The 22,685-nt window shown below is 70.3% G+C and carries 22 protein-coding genes and 4 pseudogenes; 10 read left to right on the top strand and 16 right to left on the bottom strand.

What is annotated here, in order from left to right:
* The 6 genes and pseudogenes from M878_RS000000100445 to M878_RS95215 form a co-directional block, all read right to left on the bottom strand.
* Positions 1 to 126 (bottom strand): annotated as a pseudogene (locus M878_RS000000100445) (precorrin-6y C5,15-methyltransferase (decarboxylating) subunit CbiE); the annotation flags it as partial.
* An 87-nt stretch (positions 127 to 213) separates the two neighbouring features.
* Positions 214 to 861 (bottom strand): GNAT family N-acetyltransferase, encoded by a 648-nt coding sequence (locus tag M878_RS83735; protein WP_023552034.1) that lies wholly within the window; start codon positions 859 to 861, stop codon positions 214 to 216.
* Between the two features lie 175 nt (positions 862 to 1,036).
* Positions 1,037 to 1,870, bottom strand: coding sequence for a MetQ/NlpA family ABC transporter substrate-binding protein (locus M878_RS83730; protein WP_023552033.1), 834 nt, complete (start codon positions 1,868 to 1,870; stop codon positions 1,037 to 1,039).
* A 125-nt stretch (positions 1,871 to 1,995) separates the two neighbouring features.
* Complete coding sequence (locus tag M878_RS83725; protein WP_023552032.1) at positions 1,996 to 2,733, bottom strand: methionine ABC transporter permease; 738 nt, start codon at positions 2,731 to 2,733, stop codon at positions 1,996 to 1,998.
* Entirely contained in the window at positions 2,730 to 3,764 is a 1,035-nt protein-coding gene (locus M878_RS83720; protein ID WP_023552031.1) for a methionine ABC transporter ATP-binding protein, read from the bottom strand. The genes M878_RS83725 and M878_RS83720 overlap by 4 nt, the downstream gene beginning before the upstream one ends.
* A gap of 341 nt (positions 3,765 to 4,105) precedes the next feature.
* A pseudogene (locus M878_RS95215) lies at positions 4,106 to 4,326 on the bottom strand (HAD family hydrolase); the annotation flags it as partial.
* Positions 4,327 to 4,409: 83 nt separating this feature from the next.
* Here M878_RS95215 and M878_RS83715 point away from each other — a divergent pair.
* Together M878_RS83715 and M878_RS83710 are read left to right on the top strand one after the other, a co-directional pair.
* Positions 4,410 to 4,769 carry a hypothetical protein gene (locus M878_RS83715; protein ID WP_023552029.1) on the top strand — a complete coding sequence of 120 codons (360 nt, stop codon included), beginning with the start codon at positions 4,410 to 4,412 and terminating at the stop codon, positions 4,767 to 4,769.
* Positions 4,750 to 5,190 (top strand): hypothetical protein, encoded by a 441-nt coding sequence (locus M878_RS83710; RefSeq protein WP_209445580.1) that lies wholly within the window; start codon positions 4,750 to 4,752, stop codon positions 5,188 to 5,190. The genes M878_RS83715 and M878_RS83710 overlap by 20 nt, the downstream gene beginning before the upstream one ends.
* Here the strand turns inward: M878_RS83710 and M878_RS83705 are convergent.
* From M878_RS83705 to M878_RS83695, 3 genes are all read right to left on the bottom strand, one after another.
* Positions 5,180 to 5,677 (bottom strand): GNAT family N-acetyltransferase, encoded by a 498-nt coding sequence (locus M878_RS83705; protein ID WP_023552027.1) that lies wholly within the window; start codon positions 5,675 to 5,677, stop codon positions 5,180 to 5,182. The genes M878_RS83710 and M878_RS83705 overlap by 11 nt on opposite strands.
* Before the next feature lie 44 nt (positions 5,678 to 5,721).
* Entirely contained in the window at positions 5,722 to 6,228 is a 507-nt protein-coding gene (locus tag M878_RS83700) for an RNA polymerase sigma factor (RefSeq protein ID WP_023552026.1), read from the bottom strand.
* Between the two features lie 143 nt (positions 6,229 to 6,371).
* On the bottom strand, positions 6,372 to 7,559 hold the full coding sequence (locus M878_RS83695) for a glycerophosphodiester phosphodiesterase (RefSeq protein ID WP_023552025.1): 1,188 nt from the start codon (positions 7,557 to 7,559) through the stop codon (positions 6,372 to 6,374).
* 341 nt (positions 7,560 to 7,900) lie between these two features.
* On the opposite strand from M878_RS83695, the gene M878_RS83690 reads away from it, so the two are divergent.
* Positions 7,901 to 8,572, top strand: coding sequence for a lysophospholipid acyltransferase family protein (locus M878_RS83690; RefSeq protein ID WP_023552024.1), 672 nt, complete (start codon positions 7,901 to 7,903; stop codon positions 8,570 to 8,572).
* 109 nt (positions 8,573 to 8,681) lie between these two features.
* On the opposite strand, the gene M878_RS83685 is transcribed toward M878_RS83690, so the two are convergent.
* The 5 genes from M878_RS83685 to M878_RS83665 all read right to left on the bottom strand — a co-directional run bounded on the left by M878_RS83685 (position 8,682) and on the right by M878_RS83665 (position 14,696).
* Complete coding sequence (locus tag M878_RS83685; RefSeq protein ID WP_023552023.1) at positions 8,682 to 10,205, bottom strand: MFS transporter; 1,524 nt, start codon at positions 10,203 to 10,205, stop codon at positions 8,682 to 8,684.
* Entirely contained in the window at positions 10,202 to 10,753 is a 552-nt protein-coding gene (locus M878_RS83680; protein ID WP_031226672.1) for a TetR/AcrR family transcriptional regulator, read from the bottom strand. Before M878_RS83680 ends, M878_RS83685 begins: the two co-directional genes overlap by 4 nt.
* 107 nt (positions 10,754 to 10,860) lie before the next feature.
* A complete protein-coding gene (locus M878_RS83675) occupies positions 10,861 to 11,832 on the bottom strand; it encodes an aldo/keto reductase (RefSeq protein WP_023552021.1) in 972 nt (323 codons plus the stop codon).
* 197 nt (positions 11,833 to 12,029) lie between these two features.
* A complete protein-coding gene (gene argH, locus M878_RS83670; RefSeq protein WP_023552020.1) occupies positions 12,030 to 13,460 on the bottom strand; it encodes an argininosuccinate lyase in 1,431 nt (476 codons plus the stop codon).
* A gap of 42 nt (positions 13,461 to 13,502) precedes the next feature.
* Positions 13,503 to 14,696: an argininosuccinate synthase gene (locus M878_RS83665; protein ID WP_023552019.1), complete on the bottom strand. Its 1,194-nt coding sequence runs from the start codon at positions 14,694 to 14,696 to the stop codon at positions 13,503 to 13,505.
* Between the two features lie 168 nt (positions 14,697 to 14,864).
* Here M878_RS83665 and M878_RS83660 point away from each other — a divergent pair.
* The 3 genes and pseudogenes from M878_RS83660 to M878_RS83650 form a co-directional block, all read left to right on the top strand.
* A pseudogene (locus M878_RS83660) lies at positions 14,865 to 15,305 on the top strand (hypothetical protein); the annotation flags it as partial.
* Positions 15,306 to 15,479: 174 nt separating this feature from the next.
* Complete coding sequence (locus tag M878_RS83655; RefSeq protein WP_031226671.1) at positions 15,480 to 16,067, top strand: pyridoxamine 5'-phosphate oxidase family protein; 588 nt, start codon at positions 15,480 to 15,482, stop codon at positions 16,065 to 16,067.
* Positions 16,068 to 16,070: 3 nt separating this feature from the next.
* Positions 16,071 to 16,775, top strand: coding sequence for a L,D-transpeptidase family protein (locus M878_RS83650; RefSeq protein ID WP_023552016.1), 705 nt, complete (start codon positions 16,071 to 16,073; stop codon positions 16,773 to 16,775).
* Positions 16,776 to 16,787: 12 nt separating this feature from the next.
* On the opposite strand, the gene M878_RS83645 is transcribed toward M878_RS83650, so the two are convergent.
* Positions 16,788 to 18,248 (bottom strand): sensor histidine kinase, encoded by a 1,461-nt coding sequence (locus tag M878_RS83645; protein ID WP_023552015.1) that lies wholly within the window; start codon positions 18,246 to 18,248, stop codon positions 16,788 to 16,790.
* Positions 18,245 to 18,985 carry a response regulator transcription factor gene (locus M878_RS83640; RefSeq protein ID WP_031226670.1) on the bottom strand — a complete coding sequence of 247 codons (741 nt, stop codon included), beginning with the start codon at positions 18,983 to 18,985 and terminating at the stop codon, positions 18,245 to 18,247. Before M878_RS83640 ends, M878_RS83645 begins: the two co-directional genes overlap by 4 nt.
* Positions 18,986 to 19,196: 211 nt before the next feature.
* On the opposite strand from M878_RS83640, the gene M878_RS83635 reads away from it, so the two are divergent.
* From M878_RS83635 to M878_RS000000100440, 4 genes and pseudogenes are all read left to right on the top strand, one after another.
* Complete coding sequence (locus tag M878_RS83635) at positions 19,197 to 20,549, top strand: ferredoxin reductase family protein (protein WP_023552013.1); 1,353 nt, start codon at positions 19,197 to 19,199, stop codon at positions 20,547 to 20,549.
* A gap of 10 nt (positions 20,550 to 20,559) precedes the next feature.
* A complete protein-coding gene (locus M878_RS83630) occupies positions 20,560 to 21,039 on the top strand; it encodes an FMN-binding protein (protein ID WP_023552012.1) in 480 nt (159 codons plus the stop codon).
* A 71-nt stretch (positions 21,040 to 21,110) separates the two neighbouring features.
* On the top strand, positions 21,111 to 22,493 hold the full coding sequence (locus tag M878_RS83625) for a ferredoxin reductase family protein (protein WP_023552011.1): 1,383 nt from the start codon (positions 21,111 to 21,113) through the stop codon (positions 22,491 to 22,493).
* A 27-nt stretch (positions 22,494 to 22,520) separates the two neighbouring features.
* Positions 22,521 to 22,685: pseudogene (locus M878_RS000000100440) on the top strand (FMN-binding protein); the annotation flags it as partial.

Here is a 22,685-nt window from a genome sequence, read left to right as displayed (position 1 = left end):
CGGGACCTCGGGCAGCGCCAGGTGGTGGGCCGCGCCGGCCACGAGCGTGGCGGCGCCGAGGGCTGCGCGTGCCGCGCCTGTCAGCGGCGAGCCGTCCCAGCCGATCACCGTGACCCGGTCGGCCATCGTCGTTTCTCTCCAGGTCTTCGCAGGTCGTCAGGGGTATAGGCCCGTATCCGGGTGCCCTGAGCGTACCCGGTGAGGCTCAGGGGCTCAGTTCCAGTCCGAGTACTCCGAGTACGAGGTGAAGCCGCCGGTGTCGGCGAGCTGCTCGTCGGCGCCCTCCAGGTCCTCCGGCAGGAGGCTCCACACGATGTAGTCGGAGCGCACATCGGTCCAGGTGCCGTCCTCGGCTCGATGGCGGACTATGCAGGCGTTGCGCAGAACGCCCTCGCTGACGCAGCCGATCTTCTGGGCGACCTGCTGGGAGGCGGTGTTGTCCGCGGCGGTGCGCAGCTCGACGCGCTCGAACTTCCGGTCGCCGAAGAGCCAGTGGGCGGTGGCGAGCGCGGCCTCCGAGGCATAGCCCTCACCGCGGGCCCAGGGGGCGATGATGTACGACATCTCGGTGGAGCGTACCCGCCAGTTGGTCTTGGCGAGCTGGACGATGCCGACCAGGCGCTGGGTGAGGAACTCGTCCACGGCGAGGTCGAGGCCGCGGCCCGCGATGCGCTCGGCGGGGGCGTCCTGGGTGATCCAGCGGCGGGCCTGGTCCTCGGTGTAGGGCTGCGGGACGCCGGTCCAGGTGCCGACCTGCTCGTCGTTCATCATCTCGGCCAGGGCGGGCGCGTCGTCCTCGTCGAGGGGACGCAGCACCAACCGCTCCGTGCTGATGGAGATGTTGGGGAAGGTGCTAGTCATGCGCCGCTCCGTAACCTTCGGAAATACCGTCAGGGCCTGCTGAACTGCCCAGCATGCAGCATGAAACCACCGAACCGCACGACGGGGTCCACACCCGGTGAGGGAGTGGACCCCGTGCGTGGCGAAACGCCGTATACGTGCTGTCAGCTGTCGGTCAGGGGCAGGACGGACGGTCTCAGAAGGAGGGGATGACCGAGCCCTGGTACTTGTCCTCGATGAACTTCTTGACCTCGGGCGAGGTGAGGAGCTTGGCGAGCTTCTTGACCCGCGGGTCCTTCTCGTTGCCCTTCTTGACCGCCAGGAAGTTCGCGTACGGGTTGTTCTTGGCGGACTCGAGGAGGAGCGCGTCCTTGGCGGGCTTCAGACCGGCGGAGATGGCGTAGTTGCCGTTCACGACGGCGGCGTCCACGTCGTCCAGGGAGCGCGGGGTCTGCGCCGCCTCGACCTCCTTGAACTGGAGGTGCTTGGGGTTCTTGGTGATGTCCTGCGGGGTGGCCTCGTTGCCGACGCCGTCCTTGAGGGTGATGAGCCCGTTGGCCGCGAGCAGCTTCAGGGCGCGGGCCTCGTTGACGGCGTCGTTCGGGACGGCGATGGTCGCACCGCTCTTCAGGGCGTCGGCCTTCTTGACCTTGTGGGAGTACAGGCCGAGCGGCTCCAGGTGCACCGTGACGACGGGCACGATGTGGGTGCCGCGCTTGTTGTTGAAGTCGTCGAGGTACGGCTGGTTCTGGAAGTAGTTGGCGTCCACCGAGCCGTCCTCGGTCGCCGTGTTCGGCGTGATGTAGTCCGTGAACTCCTTGACCTCCAGGTCGAGGCCCGCCTTCTTCGCCAGGTTCTTCTTGACGAAGTTCAGGATCTCGGCGTGCGGGGTCGGGCTCGCGGCGACGACCAGCGGGCCGCTGTAGTCGGCGGAGGAAGAGGAGGACTTGCCGGAGCCGCAGGCGGTCAGCCCGAAGGTGAGGGCTCCGGCGGCGAGGACGGCGGTGGTGAGCTTGGCGGTGTTACGCACGAAAAGTGCCTTTCCTTAAGGGTGGTGCGACCCCGAATCAGGGGCTGCCGGCGCGAAGCGCCGTCGTTGAGGGGTGGTGGTCGGGTGACGGGTGGGCGAACGGGGAGTCTCAAAAGGGCCGCGGCTTACGCGGCCTTGCCGACATCGGCCGCGGCGGGCTCCTTCGCCTTCAGCAGGCGGAGTTTCGGCCCGGGGCCGGAGCGGCCGCCACGGCTGTACAGCGAGCGGGCCGCGAAGTCGCCGGCGAACTGGATCAGGGAGATCACGACAGCGAGGATCGCGACGGTGATCCACATCAGCTCGGTCTCGAAGCGCTGGTAGCCGTAGCGGACGGCGAGGTCACCGAGGCCGCCGCCGCCGACCGTGCCGGCCATGGCGGAGTAGCCGATGAGCGCGATGATCGTGGTGGTAGTGCTGGCGATCAGCGAGGGCAGCGCCTCGGGGACGAGGACCTTGCGGACGATCGTCCAGGTGTTGCCGCCCATGGACTGCACGGCCTCGACAAGACCGTGGTCCACTTCGCGGACGGCCGTCTCGACCAGGCGGGCGAAGAACGGGATGCCGCCGATGGCGAGCGGCACGATCGCGGCGGTCGTACCGATCGTGGTCCCGGTGACCCAGCGGGTGAAGGTCATCAGCGCGACCATCAGGATGATGAACGGCATGGACCGGCCTATGTTCACGATCTGGCCGATCACCTTGTTGGCGACGACGTTCTGCAGCAGGCCGCCCCGGTCCGTGAGGACGAGGAGGATGCCGAGCGGAAGGCCGACGGCGACGGCGATCAGGGTGGACCACAACACCATCGAGAGCGTCTCGGAACACGCCTGCGACAGCAGCGGCTGCATCTCGGACCAGGTCACTTGGCACCTTCCTTCACCAGCAGAGCCTCCTGGCCCACCACGTCGATCTGGAGCCCCTGTTCGCGCAGGAACCCGATCGGCACCACGTTGTCCTCGTAGCGGCCGGGCAGTTCGATGCGCATACGGCCGATCTGCAGGCCGCCGACGGTGTCGATGGCGGCGCCGAGGATCGAGATGTCGATGTTGTAGGTGCGCGCGAGCTGGGAGACGACCGGCTGGGTCGCGGCCTCGCCGTGGAAGGTGACGTCCAGGACGGTCCGGTCGTCGCCCGTGCGCTCACCGCTGACCGGGAACAGCGCGGCGGCCAGCTCGGAGCCCGGGGTGGCCAGCAGTTCGCTGACCGTGCCGGACTCCACGATCCGGCCCTTCTCCATGAGGGCCGCGGAGTCGCAGACCGACTTCACGACGTCCATCTCGTGCGTGATGAGCAGGACGGTCAGGCCCAGCTGCCGGTTCAGGTCGCGCAGCAGCTGGAGGATGGAGCGGGTGGTCTCGGGGTCCAGGGCGCTGGTGGCCTCGTCGGAGAGCAGCACCTTGGGGTCGCCGGCGAGGGCGCGGGCGATGCCGACACGCTGCTTCTGGCCGCCGGAGAGCTGGGCGGGGTAGGCCCCCGCCCTGTCGGCGAGACCGACCAGGTCGAGGAGTTCGAGCGCCTTGCGGGAGCGCTCCTTGCCGGACTTGCCGAGGATTTCCAGCGGCAGCTCGACGTTGTCCAGGACGGTGCGCGAGGACAGCAGGTTGAAGTGCTGGAAGACCATGCCGATCCGGCTGCGCGCCTGGCGCAGTTCCTTGCCGGCGCGCGGGCCGCGCCCGGCGAGGGCGGTGAGGTCCTGGCCGGCGACGGTCACGGTGCCGGAGGTGGGGCGCTCCAGCAGGTTGACGCAGCGGATGAGGGAGGACTTGCCGGCGCCGGACTGGCCGATGACGCCGTAGACCTCGCCTTCGCGGACATGGAGATCGACGCCGTCCAGGGCGGTGACGTCACGGCCGCGGGAGCGGTAGACCTTGGTCAGGCCCGAGGTGGTGATCACAGGATTTCCGTCACTGTCGAGTGCGCGGGCGTGGGTGTGCCCGGGCACGGGTGCATGCGGTTCAGGCATGGGAAGTGGATGTGCGTCTCGTACGGACTGCGGCGCACGGACATGCCACGGCTCTCGCTTCGGGGCGCGAGGCTCAGCTGGTACGGGGCCCTCTAGAAGGCGCACATTCGACACATCGAACGACACATACAACGAGCACCGGGCGTCATGGTCGCCTCGGTCGCAAGGGTGCGGCAGCTCGTCGTGGTCATGCGATCAGTAAAGCAGACGTACGGTCCTGACCGGTCGCAACTGTCCGGATAGTGGACGGCGGCGGACAGCCCGGCGGGGCCTCAGCGGCGGACGGAGATCTCCATGCCCCGCTCGGTGACCAGTGCCGACAAGGCCGACAGGTCCCTCGCCACGAGATCGGCGTCGAGCTCCTCCACGCGGTGGGTTGTGGTCAACGCCACGGTGGTCATTCCGGCGGCGCGGCCCGCCTGTGAGCCGGGTCGACGAGGAGCTGCCGGGCGGCGAGCAGACAGGGCTCGGGGTCGGGCTTGCCGCGGGTGATGTAGGGATCGTCATGGTCCAGACCCCACGGTGTACGGCGGGGTCGGCGGCCGGGGTCCGTTTCGGCCGTAATAAGGTCACCGCATGCTCAATGCCCTGACGCTGGTGACCGGGGTCGCCGCGCTGTTGCTCGCCGCCTGGTGCGGCTGGGCCGCCTATCGGGACCAGCCGACCAAGGACTGGCACTTCATCGCCATGGCCGTGGTGTCGCTGCTGGCCGTGGTCCAGCTGGTGGTCGGGATCGTGCAGCTGGCGCGGGGCGAGAAGCCGGAGCAGGGCACGACGATCTTCGTGGCGTATCTGCTGGGCGCGTTCGCGTGTGTTCCGGCGGCGGGGTTCATGTCACTGGCCGAGCGGACCAAGTGGGGCTCGGTGACGGTCGCCGCCGGCGGTGTGGTGCTGGCCGTGCTGGAGGTGCGGCTCTATGACATCTGGGGAGGCTGAGGTGACGGCGGTGGAGGAGAAGCCGACCCGGTTGATCAGCGGGCCGGGCATGCTGCTCGTGTGGTTCTACGGCGTGATGGTGGTCGGCGCGGTGTCGCGTTCGGCGTACCAGATCAGCACGGACTTCCACCGGGCGCCGCTGGCCTACGCGCTGTCGGCTGTCGCCGGGGTGGTGTACGGGTTCATCACGTACACGCTGATCCGGGGTGGGGAAACGGCCCGCAGGGCGGCGCTGGTGTGCTGCGCCGCCGAGCTCGCGGGTGTCCTGATCGTCGGTACCTGGACCCTCGTCGACCGCTCGGCGTTCCCGGACGCGACCGTCTGGTCGTACTACGGAGCGGGGTACATCTTCATTCCGGTGCTGCTGCCGGTCTCCGCGATGTACTGGCTGCGGAAGGCACAGAACACCGTCAAGCCGTAGCCGCGTACGTCCCCGCCTGCTTTTCGAGGACGATCAGCTCCACTCCATCGGCGCCCTGGGACCTGCCCACCGTCTCGTAGCCCGAGCGGCGGTAGAGGCGGAGGTTGCCCTCGCTGCGGTGGCCGGTGAAGAGGCGGAACCTCTTGGCGCCGCGCTCCTCGGCCAGCGCCGCCTCGGCCGCGCGCAGCAGCCTCGCGCCGATGCCGTGGCCCTGCAGGCGAGGGTGGACGCAGAGCTTGCCGATGGCGGCCGCGCCGTCCTCGGTGACCTTGCCGCGCACGGAGCCGACCACCTCTTCGCCGAGCCGGGCGACGAAGACACAGTCGGAGGCGACCTCCTGGCGGACGGAGTCCAGAGTCTGGACGAGCGGGTCGATGCGGTAGTTGCCGTACAGCGCCGCCTCGCTCTGGAAGCACAGGTACTGGAGCCTGAAGATCTGCTCCGCGTCCTGTTCGGTCGCCACCGAGATGGTCACGCTCATGCCCATGTGCGCACGCCTCCCGCTCACCTGATCACCTGTCGTTCTCACTCCTATCCCCGCACTTCGCGCGCCGCAACCTCCGGTGTGAGCAAACGCCGTAGACATCCCAGACATCTGGAGCGTTCCGGGCCAAGACTGCCCTGTGAGATACCCAACTCCCCCGCGATCTCCCGGTATGTCAGGTCCTTCGGGGAGAGCAGGGCCTCGATGAGCCGGGGGCAGCGGCCGGGCAGACGGCGTACCGCTTCGCGCAGTGCGCGGTACCGGGCGGCCGCGAGGACACACTGCTCGGGGTCGGTGCGGGCGTCGGCGACAGGCTCGGCGCCGTAGGGACGTTCGCGACGGGTGGTACGGCGGCTGCGGCGGGCCTCGGCGCGGACGGCCTTGCGCAGCCAGCCCTGTGGGTCCGGCGGCGGTCCGTCGGTCTCCAGACGCTCCAGCAGGCGGAGCCAGACAGCCTGCTCCAGGTCGCCCGGCTCGCTCCCGGCGGCATATGCCTCGGCCGAGGCCTCAGCGGTGAGCAGCGGGTGCAGAGCGGCTACCAAGTCGTGCGTCATATGCGGAACGACGCGCCGCCCCGGGATCAGGTTTCCGGGGCGGCGCACAGTCAGCCCGAACGAGGTGCCGACGCGGCCACTCGTTGACGGCGTCCGCCGGCAACGAAGCCGACGGTGCCTCAGACGGCAGGGGGACGCCGGGGTCAGCCCGCCAGGAAGTCGGCGCGGGCGAGCACGCCGGTGTCGGCGTTGTCGGTGAAGACGGCGTCGATGCCGGTCGCGAAGTACGTCTTGAACGCGCCGAAGGGGTCGCCGTAGCCGTCGGCCGCGGTGCCCTTGCGGTAGTCGGCCGGCAGGAAGGGGTTCTCGTTGCGCATGGTGTACGGGGTGAGGATCAGGCCCACCTTGTGCGCGTCGGCGACCAGCGTGGTCGGCTTGGTGAGGTTGCCGTTCGCGTCCTTCGGGATGATCAGGTCCAGCGTCGGGCCGATGCCCTGGGCGTAGCCGGCGATCTCCCTGAGGCCCTTGGGGGTGATCAGGTCGGCGACCGTGCGCGGGTCACCCGCCTCCACGAAGTCGTAGGGGCGGCTGTCCGCCGCGGAGAGGAGCACGACGAGCGGGTTGTCGACCAGCTGGTTCAGCTTCTGGATGCTGCTGGGCTCGAAGGACTGCAGGATGACCGGCGCGTTCCGGCCGTCCTTGCCGTATTTGCGCAGCAGCTTCGCGACCCGCTCCTCCAGGCCGAGGCCGAGCTTGCGGAAGTACGTGGGGTGCTTGGTCTCGGGGTAGATCCACACCTGCTTGCCGCGCTTGCGGGTCTGCTCGTCCTGCCACTTCAGAACCTCTTCGAACGTGGGTATCTCCCAGCGCCCGTTGTAGAGGGTGTTGTGCGGACGGTTGGCCGGAATGCGCTCTACCGCGCGCAGCGTCTTCAGTTCGGCAAGCGTGAAGTCCTCGGTGAACCAGCCGGTGGTCGCGACCCCGTCCAGCATCTTGGTGGTCTTGCGGTCGGCGAACTCCGGGTGCGAGGCGACGTCCGTGGTACCGCCGATCTCCGGCTCGTGCCGGCAGACGAGATGGCCGTCCTTGGTTGGCACCAGGTCGCCGGCCTCGACCACGTCGGCTCCCAGGTCCAGGGCCAGGTTGTACGAGCCGAAGGTGTGCTCCGGGCGGTAGCCGCTGGCGCCACGGTGACCGATGATCGCCGGCTTCGGCAGGCTCTTCAGCCCCCGGCCGCCCTGCCCGGCCGCAGCGGCCGTACCGGCCTCCGCGGCGCCGGCCACGCCCGGCAGCCCGAGGACCGCTCCGCTCGCCGCGCCGAACACCGCCGCACCGAGGATCGCCCGTCGCCCGGTGCCCTGCGTCTTCTTGTCCGCCTGGTCGCTGCCCATCAGCGCCTCCTGCCCATTCGTACTTCAGTCCGGGCCGATCGTAGGGGCGTTGACGTGACGGGTGAGAGTCCTGGGCCGGAACACGAGGGTGCCGCCGGCTGTCGTGCCGGAGACGGGCTGTGCGCGGCGTCGGCGGCGGTGTGTGGGCTGCGCGCGATCTCCGTCACATGTTGCAGGGCGGTCACAACCCGACTCCGAGCCGTCACCGCAGGTAAACCCGCGTCAACTCTTCGTAAGACCTCGGTGAACCGGCCGTACCCGATGTGCGCCCGGCCCAGGGCCGCGAGTAATGTCCTCACCTGCACAGACTCATATCGATTCCCTCGACATCGGAGGACCCGTTGTCCCGCTTCGCGCTCATCAAGGCAGTGCTCGGACCGATCATGCGCCTGATGTTCCGCCCACAGGTGGAGGGCGTGGAGCACATTCCGGGGGACGGGCCGGTCATTCTGGCGGGCAATCACCTCACGTTCATCGACTCGATCGTGCTGCCGCTCGTCACCAAGCGGCAGGTGTACTTCATCGGCAAGGACGAGTACGTCACCGGGAAGGGCTTCAAGGGCCGGCTGATGGCCTGGTTCTTCACCGGCGTCGGCATGATCCCGGTGGACCGGGACGGCGCGAGCGGCGGTGTGGCCGCGCTGATGACCGGGCGGCGGATCCTGGAGGAGGGGAAGATCTTCGGGATCTACCCCGAGGGCACGCGGTCACCCGACGGGCGGCTGTACCGCGGGCGCACCGGTATCGCGCGGCTGACGCTGATGACCGGTGCGCCGGTCGTCCCCTTCGCCATGATCGGCACGGACAAGCTGCAGCCGGGGGGAGCCGGGATTCCGCGGCCGGGCAAGGTGACGGTTCGTTTTGGTGAGGCGATGGAGTTCTCTCGGTACGAGGGGATGGATCGGGACCGGTATGTGCTGCGGGCTGTGACCGACTCGGTGATGGCTGAGGTCATGCGGCTGTCGGGGCAGGAGTACGTGGATATGTACGCCACGAAGGCCAAGGCCGCCTAGCGCCGCTGGCAGTTCGGCCGGTTTTCGGGCGCGGGTTGGTGGTCGCTTTTCGCGCCCACGCGGCGGAGCCGCATATCGGATGCAGCCCCGCGCCCCCGGGTAGGGAAACTCACCCGGCGCTTTCCAGTTTCTGGCCCTTCAGCAAGAACCAGGCCGCCACGGCCGTCGCCAGGAGGACCGCCGCTCCTGCGCCCGAGGCCAGGTGGAGGCCGTGGACGAAGGATTCGCGGGCCGCTTCCAGCATCTGCTGGGCCGTGTGCGGGGGCATTTTCGTTGCCGCCTCCGCTGCCGCACCCAGTGATTCATGAGCCGTCGCCGGTGTTCCTGCCGGGCCGGTGAAGTCGCGGTAGACGCCCGTCACGATCGAGCCCAGCAGGGCGATGCCCAGGGCCGCGCCCAGTTCGTACGCCGTCTCGGAGACCGCCGAGGCGGCGCCCGCCTGTTCCTTGGGCACGCTGGACAGGATGACGTCGGCCGTCACGGTGAAGGAGAAGCCGGCGCCGATGCCGACGACCAGCAGTGCCGCGCCGAGGACCGGGTAGCCCGTCGACGCGCCCAACGTGGTCAGAGCGGCCAGGGCGAGGCCCACCGCTGCGAGGCCGCCGGAGACCACGGCCCGTACCGAGAAGCGGCGGGCGGCGCGGCCCGCGATCAGGCCGGACACCACCGCGCCGACGGCGGCCGGAAGTTCGGCGAGGCCCGCCTCGAACGGGCGCCTGCCCATGACGAGTTGCAGGTACTGGGAGAGGAAGAACACCAGGCCCGACAAGCCGAGCACGGTCAGCAGGTCGGCGAGGACCGCCCCGCTGAAGCCGCGGCGCCTGAACAGCCGCATGTCCAGCAGCGGGGCCGGCATGGTGAGCTGACGGTGCACGAAGCCGTAGAGCGCGGCCGCGCCCAGCAGGCCTGCGGCGAGCGTGGGACCGGTGACGCCGTGCGTGGCCGCCTCCTTGACCGCGTACACGACGCCGATCATGCCGACCAGCGACAGGACGACGCTGATCAGGTCCCAGGGACCGGGGTTCGGGTTGCGGGACTCGGGCAGCGTGCGGATGCCGACGAGGACCAGGACCGCCATCACCGGCAGGTTGATGAGGAAGACCGAGCCCCACCAGAAGTGTTCGAGCAGGAAGCCGCCCGCGATCGGGCCGACGGCCGTACCGGCGGAGGCGGTCGCGCCCCAGATGCCGACGGCGAGGCTGCGCTCGCGCGGGTCGTGGAAGAGGTTGCGGATCAGGGCGAGAGTGGCGGGCATCAGGGTCGCGCCCGCGACACCGAGCAGCGCCCGCGCCAGGATCATCAACTCCGGTGTCGTGGCATAGGCGTTGAGCACGGATATCGCACCGAACGCCGTGGCACCGCCGAGCAGGATCCGCTTGCGGCCGATGCGGTCGCCGAGGCTGCCCATGGAGACCAGCAGACCGGCGATGACGAAGGAGTAGACGTCGCCGATCCACAGCAGCTGGGTGCCGGAGGGGCCCAGGTCTTCGCTGATGTAGGGGGTCGCCAGGCCGAGGACGGTGGCGTCGACGGCCACCAGCAGCACGGCCAGGACGAGGACGGAGAGCGCGAGCCAGCGGCCCGGTCGCGTCACCGCCTCCGTCGTCGCGGCCGGCTGCAGGGTGCTGGTCATGATTCCTCTCTTCGTAGAGCGCCGCCGAGCAGCAGCTCGGCGACCATCGTCGGGAAGTCCCTGGCGGCCACACGGCCGTCCAGGGTGGCCCAGGCGCAGGAGGCGATCAGGCCGTACAGCGCCTCGGTGAGCCAGACCGGGGTGAGGTCGATACGGAACTCGCCCGCCTGCTGGCCGCGCTGGAACACCGCTCCGATCCGAGTGTCCAGGCGCAGCCATCCGTCGTTCTGCCGCTCGCCCTCCCACAGTTGGCTCTCGCCGTACAGAAAGGCGAGCAGTCCGGCCGCGGGCTGGATCTCGCGCACCAGCCTGCGTACCACCTCGCTCGCGGGCCCCTCGTCCAGCCGGGCCCGGTCCACGGCCGCCTCGCACTCCTCGATGCCGAGCGCCTCCAGCGCCCGGACGAGCGTGTCGCGCCCGGCGAAGTGGCGGTGCAGCGTGGCCCGGCTGATCCCGGCGGCCTTGGCGACCTCGTCCATGGTCGCGGTGGATTTACGGGTCAGCAGGGCGGCCGCGCTGCGCAGCACCTGGTCACGATCAAAGGCCATGAGACGAGGATAGACCATGTGAGACACATTTGTCTCACAGCGGGCATGCGTGGCTCATATCTGCTGGTCGGCCCGGGTGATCTCGGGTGGTCGGCGTGGCCGTGGGGTCAGTGCCAGGGCAGCTGTCCGCGCCGCTCCCAGTAGGCGCGCGGGTCCTCGGCGAGCGTGGCGAGGCGGGTCAGCTGGTCCGCGTCGAGGTCTACGGCGGGGGCGTGCAGGTTGGAGAAGAGCTGGGGGACGGTCGCGGCGCCGGAGAGGACGACTCCGGCCCAGGGCCGGCGCAGGATCCAGGCGAGGGCCACCGCGTCGCAGCCGAGGCCGGCCTCCTCGGCTACGGCCTTGAGCGCCTCCGGGGCGTGCGGTGCGGCGAGCCGGCCGTTGGCCAGGCCCTCCTTGACGATCACCGTGAGCCCGGCGTCGTGCGCCTCGGCGAGCGCGGGTTCCGCCGAGGTCTCCAGGGCGTTGTACGTCGACTGGACGGTACGGAAGAGGGGCTCGCCGCCGACCGTGATCGCGAGGGCGGCGCGGACGGCGTCGGCCTGGGCGGGGCCGCTGGTCGAGAAGCCGATGGTCAGGCCCTGGGCGGCGGCCTCGGCGAGCTTGGCGTGCAGGTCCTTGTCGGTGAGGGCCTGGCTGTCCGGGGTCACCGAGTGGATCTGGTAGAGGTCGAGCCGGTCGCCGAGGAGGGCGTCGGTCTCGGCGCGCTGGCGCTCGTACGCGGCGAGGCTGTGGTCCTTGACCTCGTGCGTCTCGGCGTCCGCCGACCAGCCGGCGGTGTAGGTGTAGCCCCATTTGCTGCCGATGACCACGTCGTCGATGTCGGGGCGGGTGTTCAGCCAGTCGGCGAGGAACTCCTCGGAGCGGCCGTAGGAGCGGGCTACGTCGAGGTAGCGGATGCCTTGGGCGTAGGCGGCGTCGAGGAGTTCGTGGGTTCGGCTGCGCATCGCGTCGACACTGCGGTTCTCTCCGAGGTCTTCCTCACGGCCGAGGTTGATGTAGCCGGGGCGACCTACTGCGGCCAGGCCGAGGCCGATGTGGCAAGTCGGCGTGGTTGCTGTCGCGAGGCGGGCGAAGGGCATCGCGGGCTCCGTTCGGTCGGGTCCGGTACGGCTCTCGACCAACGTAACCCGGCGATGCCGCTCCGCTGGTGAGCCGGGCGCGTCAGGGCTCGGGACTTGCCGCGCATCGGCGAGTGCGGGTGCCTCGTGGTTGCGCGCGCCCACGCGGCGGAGCCGCATGTCGATACAGCCCCGAGCCCCCGAAGGGGCGCTGTCGCTCAGCTCTTCTTGGCTTCCGCCCAATCGTGCTGCGCCGCCACGTCCGCCTTGACCTCCGCCAGCTGCACGGCGACCGCGCTCGGTGCCGTGCCGCCCCGTCCGTTGCGGGAGGCGAGAGCGCCCGGCACGTTGAGGACCGTACGCACCTCCGGAGTGAGATGCGCGGAGATCTTCGCGAACTGCTCGTCCGTCAGCTCGTCCAGTTCCTTGCCCTCGGCCTCGGCGACCTTCACGCACTCCCCCGCGACCTCGTGCGCGACCCGGAACGGCACGCCCTGCTTGACCAGCCACTCGGCGATGTCGGTGGCGAGCGAGAAGCCGGCCGGGGCCAGTTCCTCCATGCGCTCGCGGTTGACCGTGAGGGTGGCGATCATGCCGGTGAAGGCCGGCAGCAGCACCTCCAGCTGGTCGCAGGAGTCGAAGACCGGCTCCTTGTCCTCCTGGAGGTCGCGGTTGTAGGCGAGGGGCAGGGCCTTCAGCGTCGCCATCAGACCCGTCAGGTTGCCGATCAGGCGGCCGCTCTTGCCGCGCGCCAGCTCCGCGATGTCCGGGTTCTTCTTCTGCGGCATGATCGACGAGCCCGTGGAGAACGCGTCGTGCAGGGTCACGAAGGAGAACTCCTTCGTGTTCCAGATGATGATCTCCTCGGCGATACGGGAGAGGTTGATCCCGATCATCGCGGTGATGAAGGCGAACTCGGCGACGAAGTCACGGGAGGCCGTGCCGTCGATGGAGTTGCCGACGCTGCCGTGCTCGAAGCCGAGGTCCTGCGCCACGGCCTCCGGGTCCAGGCCCAGGGAGGAGCCGGCGAGGGCGCCGGAGCCGTACGGCGACACCGCCGTGCGGTCGTCCCACTGGCGCAGGCGCTCGGCGTCCCGGGACAGGGACTGCACATGGGCGAGGACGTGGTGGGCGAAGAGCACCGGCTGGGCGTGCTGGAGGTGGGTGCGGCCGGGCATCGCGACGTCCGGGTGGGCCTCGGCGAGGCCGATCAGGGCGTCCTGGAGGTCGGCGATCAGGCCGCCGATCGTACGGGCGTGGTCCCTCAGGTACATCCGGAAGAGGGTCGCCACCTGGTCGTTCCTCGACCGGCCGGCGCGCAGTTTGCCGCCGAGGTCGGGACCGAGGCGCTCCAGCAGGCCGCGTTCCAGGGCGGTGTGCACGTCCTCGTCGGCGATCGTGCCCACGAAGGAGCCGTCGGCGACATCGGCCTCCAGCCGGTCGAGCCCGGCGATCATGCGGGTCAGCTCGTCCTCGGTGAGCAGGCCCGCCTTGTGCAGCACGCGCGCGTGGGCACGCGAGCCGGCGATGTCGTACGGCGCGAGGCGCCAGTCGAAGTGGACGGACGCCGACAGCTTCGCCAGGGCCTCGGCGGGACCGTCGGCGAAACGGCCGCCCCAGAGCCGTACGTCACCGCTGCTGCTGCTCACTTGCGCTGCTCCTAGAGATGAGGGTGGATGGACGAACCGTACTCAGGCCAGGTCCCGCCGGGCGGCGATCTTCGACGACAGGCTGTAGATGTCGATGAATCCCTTGGCGGCCGACTGGTCGAAGGTGTCGCCGGTGTCGTAGGTGGCGAGGTTGAAGTCGTACAGGGACGACTCGGAGCGCCGGCCGGTGACGACGGCGCGGCCGCCGTGCAGGGTCATCCGGATGTCGCCGGTCACGTGCTGGTTGGCCTCGTTGATGAAGCCCTCCAGGGCGCGCTTGAGCGGGGAGAACCACTGGCCGTCGTAGACGAGTTCGCCCCAGCGCTGCTCGACCTGCCGCTTGTAGCGGGCGAGTTCGCGCTCGACGGTGACGTTCTCCAGCTCCTGGTGGGCGGTGATCAGGGCGATCGCGCCCGGGGCCTCGTACACCTCGCGGGACTTGATGCCGACGAGCCGGTCCTCGACCATGTCGATCCGGCCGATGCCCTGGGCGCCGGCGCGCTCGTTGAGCTGCTGGATGGCCTGCAGGACGGTGACGGGCCTGCCGTCGATCGCGACCGGGACGCCCTCCTTGAAGGTGATGATCACCTCGTCGGGCTCGCGCGGGACGGCCGGGTCGGCGGTGTAGTCGTAGATGTCCTCGATCGGGGCGTTCCAGATGTCCTCCAGGAAGCCCGTCTCGACGGCGCGTCCGAAGACGTTCTGGTCGATGGAGTACGGGGACTTCTTGGTGGTGGCGATCGGGAGCTGCTTGGCCTCGCAGAAGGCGATCGCCTTGTCCCGGGTCATCGCGTAGTCGCGGACCGGGGCGATGCACTGCAGGCCGGGGGCGAGGGCGACGATACCGGCCTCGAAACGGACCTGGTCGTTGCCCTTGCCGGTGCAGCCGTGGGCGACGGTCGTGGCGCCGTGCTTCTTGGCGGCGGCGACGAGGTGCTTGACGATCGCGGGCCGGGACAGGGCCGAGACCAGCGGGTAGCGGTCCATGTAGAGGGCGTTCGCCTTGATCGCCGGGAGGCAGTACTCGTCGGCGAACTCGTCCTTGGCGTCGGCGACCTCGGCCTCGACGGCACCGCAGGCGAGGGCGCGCTTGCGGATGACGTCCAGGTCCTCGCCGCCCTGGCCTACGTCCACCGCGACGGCGATGACCTCGGCGCCCGTCTCCTCGGCGATCCAGCCGATGGCGACGGAGGTGTCCAGACCGCCCGAATAGGCGAGTACGACGCGCTCGGTCACGGGTTTCTCCTCACACTGCACTTGCTGTCATGCATGAGTATGCAGAACTCTGCATGATTCGTCAATCAGCGACTGGAGTGAACGGCTGAAACCGCTTTCTCGTACTTCCCTCTGCACGCAGGCGCCGCGTTGCTCAGACGTCGACCCGAACCCGAGTGAGGCTTCCGTATGTCCAGGGCTCTTCCGAAGTACGACAAGCGCCGCGTGGCGGTCGTCGGCGGCGCTGCCGCCGTGGTGCTGTCCGGCGCGGTGATCGCCGGCTCAGCACTCGCCGGCACCCCCGCCGGGAGCGACGGCGCCGCCCAGGCCCGCACCCTGGCGAGCCCCGGCACGATCAGCTGCCCCGACGTGGCCTCCAAGCTCCCCGTCGTGCCCGCCACCGCCAAGGCCGAGGTCGACCGCAACCTCGTCCTCCTCCAGACCCAGATCCAAGAAGCCAACAAGCGTTTGCACACCACCGTTGGCCAAGGCGGACCCAACTTCGTCAACAACGCCATCCTCGGACCCCTCAAGGACAAGCGCGTCTCCACCATCGACCGCATCACCATCGCCATCGGCCGCACCACCACCAAGCCCACCGGCCTGGACACCCTTGCCGCCTGCACGCTCACTCAGTGAGGTAGCAGGCAGTCGTGGCCGCCCCGACCAGCGCCGGCCGGGGCGGCCTCGGTGAGTCCGGATGCGGGCGGACGGATGGACGGGTCCGGATCGGGGCGTCCGGATGGTGGGCCGGTGTGCGAATTCCTTAGACAGCCGAAAGAATCGCGTCGATACTCGGTGGACATGGGAAAGAGCTACGAACGCATCGACGGCAGGCTCCGGACGTTCATCGAGGAGCAACCCCTCTTCTTCACCGCGACCGCGCCGCTGTCCGGCGACGGCACGGTCAATCTCTCCCCCAAGGGCCTCCAGGGCTCCTTCGTCATACTCGACGAACTGACCGTGGCCTACCTGGACTTCGCCGGGTCCAACGCCGAGACCATCGCCCACCTCAGGGAGAACGGGCGGATCACCCTGATGTGGTGCGCCTTTCAGGGCCCGCCGAACATCGTGCGCGTGCACGGCCGGGGCGAGCCCGTCTTCCGGGACGACCCGCGCTTCACGGAGCTGCTCGCTCACTTCCCGGACATCGACCCGAGCGTGCACGGCCTGCGCGCGGTCATCGTCGTACACGCGGAGCTGATCCGGGACAGCTGTGGGTACGCCGTCCCCTACATGGCCTACGAGAGCGATCGTGAGCTGCACGGCAAGCGGTTCGCGCGTGAGGACGACGCCTCGCTGAGCGCCTACTTCGCGAAGAAGGAGCACATCGCGACGAGCCTGGACGGACTACCCGGGCTGCCGTTGCCGCTTCCCCCGTCTACCGTCTGAGCCATGCGCCCCGGTGTCGTGCTCGCCCTCGTGTCCGCGTCCTCGCTCGCCCTGCTCGGTCTCGCACCGGACCCCGGGACCGTGCCGCTGCCCGCGCGGATGGCGGACACCGGCGGCGGCACCCAGCTGATCACCGCTCAGGCGCCGCGCACCGACGCCACGTCGGGGACCCTCACCTGGTGGGACCTGCGGGACGGACGGTGGGTGCGGGCCGGTGGCGCACCGGCGCGGTTCGGGGCGAACGGGCTGGTCGAGGGGGCCACGCGGAAGCAGGGGACGAACACGACACCGACCGGGCTGTACGGCCTTCCCTTCGGCTTCGGGATCAAGGCGGCGCCGAGCGGAACGAGCGTCAAGTACCTTGCGGTGAAGGACAGTTCGTGGTGGTGCGAGGACATCGCGTCACAGTCGTACAACCGGTGGGCCGAACCGCTGCCGGACGACTGCCGGGCGTCCGAGTCCGAGCATCTGATCTCTTACACCGCTCAGTATGCCTACGGTCTTGTCATCGGGTTCAACTACGACGAGCCCGTTCGGGGGCTCGGCGCCGGGATCTTTCTGCATGTCAACGGGCGGGGGGCGACGGCTGGTTGTGTGTCGGTGCCGGAGGATGCGATGCGGCGGATTCTCTCCTGGGCCAAGCCGCAGAAGTCCCCGCACATTGCCATCGGGACGGTTGACGGGGCCACAGCCCTTACCCGGTATTGATGTGCTGCCCCCTCAAGTCGGCAAAGTGACCCTGAATGTCGTGGTCCCCGGTCTGCTCTCCAGGCCCACGCTCCCCCCGTGCGCCTCCGTCACCGCCGCCACGATCGACAGGCCCAGGCCCGCACCGGAGCCCGAGGTGCCGGTGGGGCGGCGATGGTCGGCTCGGGTGAAGCGTTCGAAGACGGTGGGCCGGACCTCTTCGGGGACACCGGGGCCGTCGTCGTGGACGGAGAGGAGGACCGAGTCGGTGCCAGCTTCCAGGGTCACCGTCACCTTGGTGCCAACGGGCGTGTGCAAACGCGCGTTGGCCAACAGGTTGGCCAACACCTGTTGGAGTCGATGGGCGTCACCCGGCACCGTCACCGGGTCCTCGGGCAGGTCCAGCGTCCAGCCGTGGTCGGGGCCGGTGGCGCGGGCGTCGGTGACCGCGTCCAGCACCAGGTGGGTCAGGTCGACGGGGTGCCGCTCCAAGGGGCGGCCGGCGTCGAGGCGGGCCAGCAGGAGCAGGTCGTCGACCATCTCGCCCATGCGGGCGGACTCGGCCGTGATGCGTTCCAGGGCGCGGGTCACCTCCGGCGGCACCGGGCCCGGGTGGAGCAGGGCCAGCTCGGCGTGACCGCGCACGGAGGCGACCGGGGTGCGCAGCTCGTGGCTCGCGTCGGCGGCGAAGCGGCGCAGCCGCTCCTCGCTGGCGTGGCGTTTGGTCAGGGCGTCCTCGACATGGCCCAGCATGCGGTTGAAGGCGGCCGCCACCCGGCCGACCTCGCCGCCCGGGTCGGCGTCCGGAGCGCGCGGCGGCAGCACCACCTCGCCGCTGGCCAGTGGCAGCTCGCTGACCCGGGTGGCGGTGGCGGCGACGCGGCTCAGCGGGCGCAGCGACCAGCGCACCCACAGCGCCCCGGCCACACCGGCGACGGTCAGGGCCAAGCCGAAGACGACCACCGCGACCAGTTCGAGGCGTTGCACGGCGGCCCGTACCGGCTCCGTCGGCAGCCCCGTGATCAGTACGTCGCCGTCCCTGCCGCGCCACGCCATCAGCCGGTAGTCGCGCAGGTTCGACAGGCGCACGGTGTGGCCCGCGCCGTCCACCGGAAGCCCGGCCAGGGCCGCGCGGTCGGTGGCGGTCAGGGTGATGCCGGGGTCCTGAATGTCGCTGGCTGGCACCACGGCCGCGCTGGTGACCTGGCCGCCCAGCAGGCGGGCGCCGAACGTCTCGGCGGCCTGGCGGCGGGTGTCGCCGTGCTCGTCGCCGTCATAGTCCGACGGCTTGTAGGTGCCGTGCTCCAGGCTCTGCGGAAAGGCCGGACCGGCCTGCTGGAGCTGCTGGTCGAGCCGGCGGGTGAGAAAGCCGTTCAGCTCGACGACGGCCGCCACGCCGACCGCGGCACAGCTGATCGCGAGGAGCACGACCAGACCGGCGATGAGCCGGGCGCGCAGGGTGCGAGGGCGGGGCAGCCGCCGTAGGAACGTCACCTGGTCACCGGCTTCAGGACGTAGCCCGACCCGCGCACCGTGTGGATCATGGGCTCGCGGCCCGCGTCTATCTTCTTGCGCAGGTAGGAGATGTACAGCTCGACCACATGGGCCCGGCCGCCGAAGTCGTAGGACCAGACCCGGTCGAGGATCTGCGCCTTGCTGAGCACGCGGCGCGGGTTGCGCATCAGGAAGCGGAGGAGCTCGAACTCCGTGGGGGAGAGTTCGATCAGGTCACCGGCCCGGGTGACCTCGCGGGCCTCCTCGTCCATCGCCAGGTCGCCCACAGTCAGCCGTGGCCCCTCCTCCAGATGCCGGGTCATGCCCGCCCGGCGCAGCAGACCGCGCAGCCGGGCCACGACCTCCTCCAGGCTGAAGGGCTTGGTGACATAGTCGTCGCCGCCCGCCGTGATGCCCGCGATCCGGTCCTCGACCGCGTCCCGGGCCGTGAGGAAGAGCACACAGACGTCCGGCTTCACCTCGTGCAGCCGGCGCAGCACGGCGAAGCCGTCGGTGTCCGGGAGCATCACGTCCAGGACGACGGCGTCGGGCAGCAGCTCGCGCGCGCCGGCCACGGCCGAGGCGCCGTCGCCTGCCGCTCGCACCTCCCAGCCCTCGTAGCGCAGGGCGCCGGTGAGCACTTCCGCGAGGTCCGGGTCGTCATCGACGACCAGGACGCGCAGCGGGGTGCCGTCGGGTCGGGTGAGGGCCGGGCGGCCGGCACGGGTGGTGTTCATCGCGCTTACCAGCATCACCCAGGCGGACGGGTGGGACGTACCGCCTCCGCTCTGAGTTTTCTGTGAGTGCGCTCACCGGTCCCCCCGGCGCCGGCTGCGCATTCCCGCTGTGTCCGCTCGCGGGGCAGCCGGGCAGCGGGGCTTTTCAGAGGTGGCTCAGAACTTCGCCCCGCACAGTGGCCTGGCACGACGGACGAAGGGACGGCGACCGATGACCACCGTGGAGACGAGACGGGCGGCGCCGCCCGTGCCCGTGACCGGACGGCGCTCCCCGGCCGGGCCCGTGCTGGCCGTGCTGTGGGCCGGGGCGGCGGCCGTCCTCGCGCTCTGGTGGGCGGACACCGGGTCCGTGGCCGGTACGGCCGGCCTGCTGACCGGCGCCGGGCGGATCGCCGGGCTGCTGTGCGGGTACGCCTGTGCGGTGCTGGTCGCCCTGATGGCGCGGGTGCCGCTGCTGGAGACCCGGATCGGCTCGGACCGGGTGGCGCGCTGGCACGCGATGGCCGGCCGGTACACGGTCTGCCTCCTCGTCGCGCACATCGTGCTGATCCTCACCGGGTACGCCGCCCAGGACCGGGCCTCGCTCTGGCACGAGACCGCAACCGTCGTCCTGGACTACCCGGACATGCTCAAGGCCACCGCCGGCACGGTGCTCCTCTTCGCGGTCGGCATCACGTCCATGCGCGCGGTACGGCGCCGTACGAGCCACGAGTTCTGGTACTACGTCCACCTGCTGACCTACGCGGCCGTCTTCCTGGCCTTCTTCCACCAGCTGACGCTGGGCGACGAGTTCAACGGCAAGCCGGTGGCGACCGCCGTCTGGTACACGCTGTATCTGGGGGTCGCGGCCCTGGTGCTGTGGTTCCGGGTCCTCGCCCCGGTCCGCCTCAACCGGCGCCACCGGCTGCGCGTGGAGTCGGTGCACCAGGAGGCGCCGGGGGTGTACTCGGTCGTCGTACACGGGCGGCACCTGGAGGAGCTGGGCGCGCGGCCGGGGCAGTTCTTCCGCTGGCGGTTCCTCGGCGAGGGGATGGGCTGGACGTCGACGCCGTACTCGCTGTCGGCGCCGCCGCGCCCGGACCGGCTGCGGATCACCGTCAAGGCGCTGGGCGACCACAGTGCGGCCGTGGCGCTGCTCAGGCCCGGCACCCGGGTGTGGGCGGAGGGCCCGTACGGCTCGCTGACGGCCGACCGGGCCACCGCGCACCGCTCGCTGCTCATCGCGGCCGGCGTCGGTGTCACCCCGCTGCGGGCGCTGTTCGAGACGCTGCCCGGCGAGGTCACGCTGCTGTACCGGGCGCGCCGGGCCGAGGACCTGGCGCTCGGCCAGGAGCTGGAGGCGATCGCCCGGTGGCGCGGCGCGCAGGTGCTGTACGCGCTGAACGGGCCCGGCGGGGAGCGCCCGGACATCTCGGCTCAGTCGCTGCGCGCGACCTTCCCCGGCCTCGCCGGCCACGACGTCTACCTGTGCGGGCCGCACGGTTTCGCCGGGGACATGTACGAGGCACTGCGGGCGGCCGGGGTGCCGGACCGCCGTATCCACCACGAGTCGTTCGAGTTGTGAGGCCTCACACGTGCACGCGTTGAAGAAGAACCGTCCCCTGCGCCGCATCGTGCTGGCGAGTGCCGCGACCGTCTCCGGCATGGTGCTGCTGCTGTCGCTGAAGCCGCACACGAGCCCCGCGCTGGCCACGGCCGGCACCAAGTCGCCTTCTGTGTCGAGCAGTTCGGCCCCGTCGAGCGGATCGAGCGGCTCCGCCTCCGGATCGAAGGGCGTCTCCAAGTCCGTCACCGGCGACACCGTCCAGACCCGCTGGGGCCCGGTCCAGGTGCGGGTGACGATCAAGAGCGGCAGGCTCACGGACGTCACGGCCGTGCAGTATCCGCAGGACAACCCGCGCGACCAGGAGATCAACAGCTACGCGCTCCCCCAGCTGCGGCGCGAGGCGCTGGCGGCGCAGAGCGCGGACGTCGACATGGTGTCGGGCGCCACGTACACCAGCACCGGGTACCGGCAGTCCCTGCAGTCCGCGCTGGACTCGGCGGGACTGTGAGGCGGGCCTCTGAACACTCAGCGCACGCGGGACGTATCTGTGGGCCAAGGGCCGAGTCCCACGGAGGAACCGTGACCACCACGCTCGCAGGCGGACGTGCCGCCCGCCGACAGACGATGCGCCGCATCCGCCCGCGCCGCAGCCCGGCCGTACCGCTGCTGCTCGCCGTCTGGGCGGGCGCGGCGGCCGTGCTGTGGCTCTGGTGGCACAACACACCGTCCATCGCCGACGACAACGGCAAGATCCTCAACGCGGGCCGGATCACGGGCCTGCTGGCCGGCTATCTGATGGCGCTGGTCGTGCTCCAGATGGCACGCGTGCCGGCGCTGGAGCGGCGGGTCGGCTCGGACCGGGTGGCCCGCTGGCACGCGATGAGCGGCCGGTACACGCTCTGCCTGATCGTGGCTCACGTCTTCCTCACCATGTGGGGGTACGCGCTCCAGGCGGGCAAGTCGCTCGGCGACATCGTCCAGCAGACCATCGACTCCATCGACCAGCTGCCCGATGTGGGCAAGGCGGCGATCGGCACGGGCCTGTTCGTGCTGATCGGGCTGACCTCGATCGGCGGGATCCGCCGCAGGATGCCGTACGACACCTGGTACCACGTGCATCTGATGACGTACGCGGCGGTGTTCCTGACGTTCTGGCACCAGATCACCACGGGCAACGACTTCGCGGTCGAGCCGGCCGCCAAGACCTTCTGGTACGGCCTGTACGGCGCGGTCACCGCGCTGGTGATCTGGTACCGGATCCTCACCCCGATCCGGCTGAACCTCAAGCACCGGATGCGGGTGGAGGCGGTGATCGAGGAGACGCCGGGCATCGTGTCGGTGCTGATCGGCGGGCGGAAGCTGCACCGGATGGGCGCGGAGGCGGGCCAGTTCTTCCGCTGGCGGTTCCTCGCGCCCGGGATGCGGTTCAGCTCGCACCCGTACTCGCTGTCGGCGGCGCCCCGCCCGGACATGCTGCGGATCACGGTGAAGGCGATCGGCGACCACAGCGCCCGGCTGCGGGAGCTGACGCCCGGTACCCGGGTGTGGGCCGAGGGCCCGTACGGCGCGATGACCGCGCAGCGCCGCAGCCGGGGCAAGGTGCTGCTGGTCGCGGGCGGGGTGGGCATCACGCCGATGCGGGCGCTGTTCGAGACGCTGCCGGGCGCGGCCGGGGACATCACCCTGCTCTACCGGGCCAACAGCACCCAGGACCTGGCGCTGTGGGACGAGCTGGCGAAGATCGCCGACGAGCGGGGCGCCCGGCTGATGTACGCGGTGAACAGCCCGGAGGGCGAGCGGCCGGACATCTCCGCGGAGAACCTCCAGCGGAAGATCCCGGACATCGACCGGCACGACGTCTTCATGTGCGGCCCGGCCGGGTTCGCGCAGTCGGTGTACGAGGCGCTGCGGGGTGCGGGGGTCCCCGCCCGCCGTATCCATCACGAGTCGTTCGAGATGTGAGCGGGAGCAACGGAGAGTTACGGACTGATGAGGAAGAGCCATCCCATTCGACGGGTCGTGCTGGCCACCGCCGCTACCGTGTCCGGTGTCGTACTGCTGCTGTCGCTGAAGCCGGCGTCCGGTCCGGCCGCGGCGTCGGCGGTCGGCGCGGCCCCGCAGCAGACGGCGGCGGGGCAGACGTCCCCGCAGGGC

It is taken from the genome of Streptomyces roseochromogenus subsp. oscitans DS 12.976 (genome assembly GCF_000497445.1).
Lineage (GTDB): Bacteria > Actinomycetota > Actinomycetes > Streptomycetales > Streptomycetaceae > Streptomyces > Streptomyces oscitans.
The sequence above is the reverse complement of the archived record's forward strand: the minus strand, read 5'-3'. Positions and strand labels throughout refer to the sequence as shown.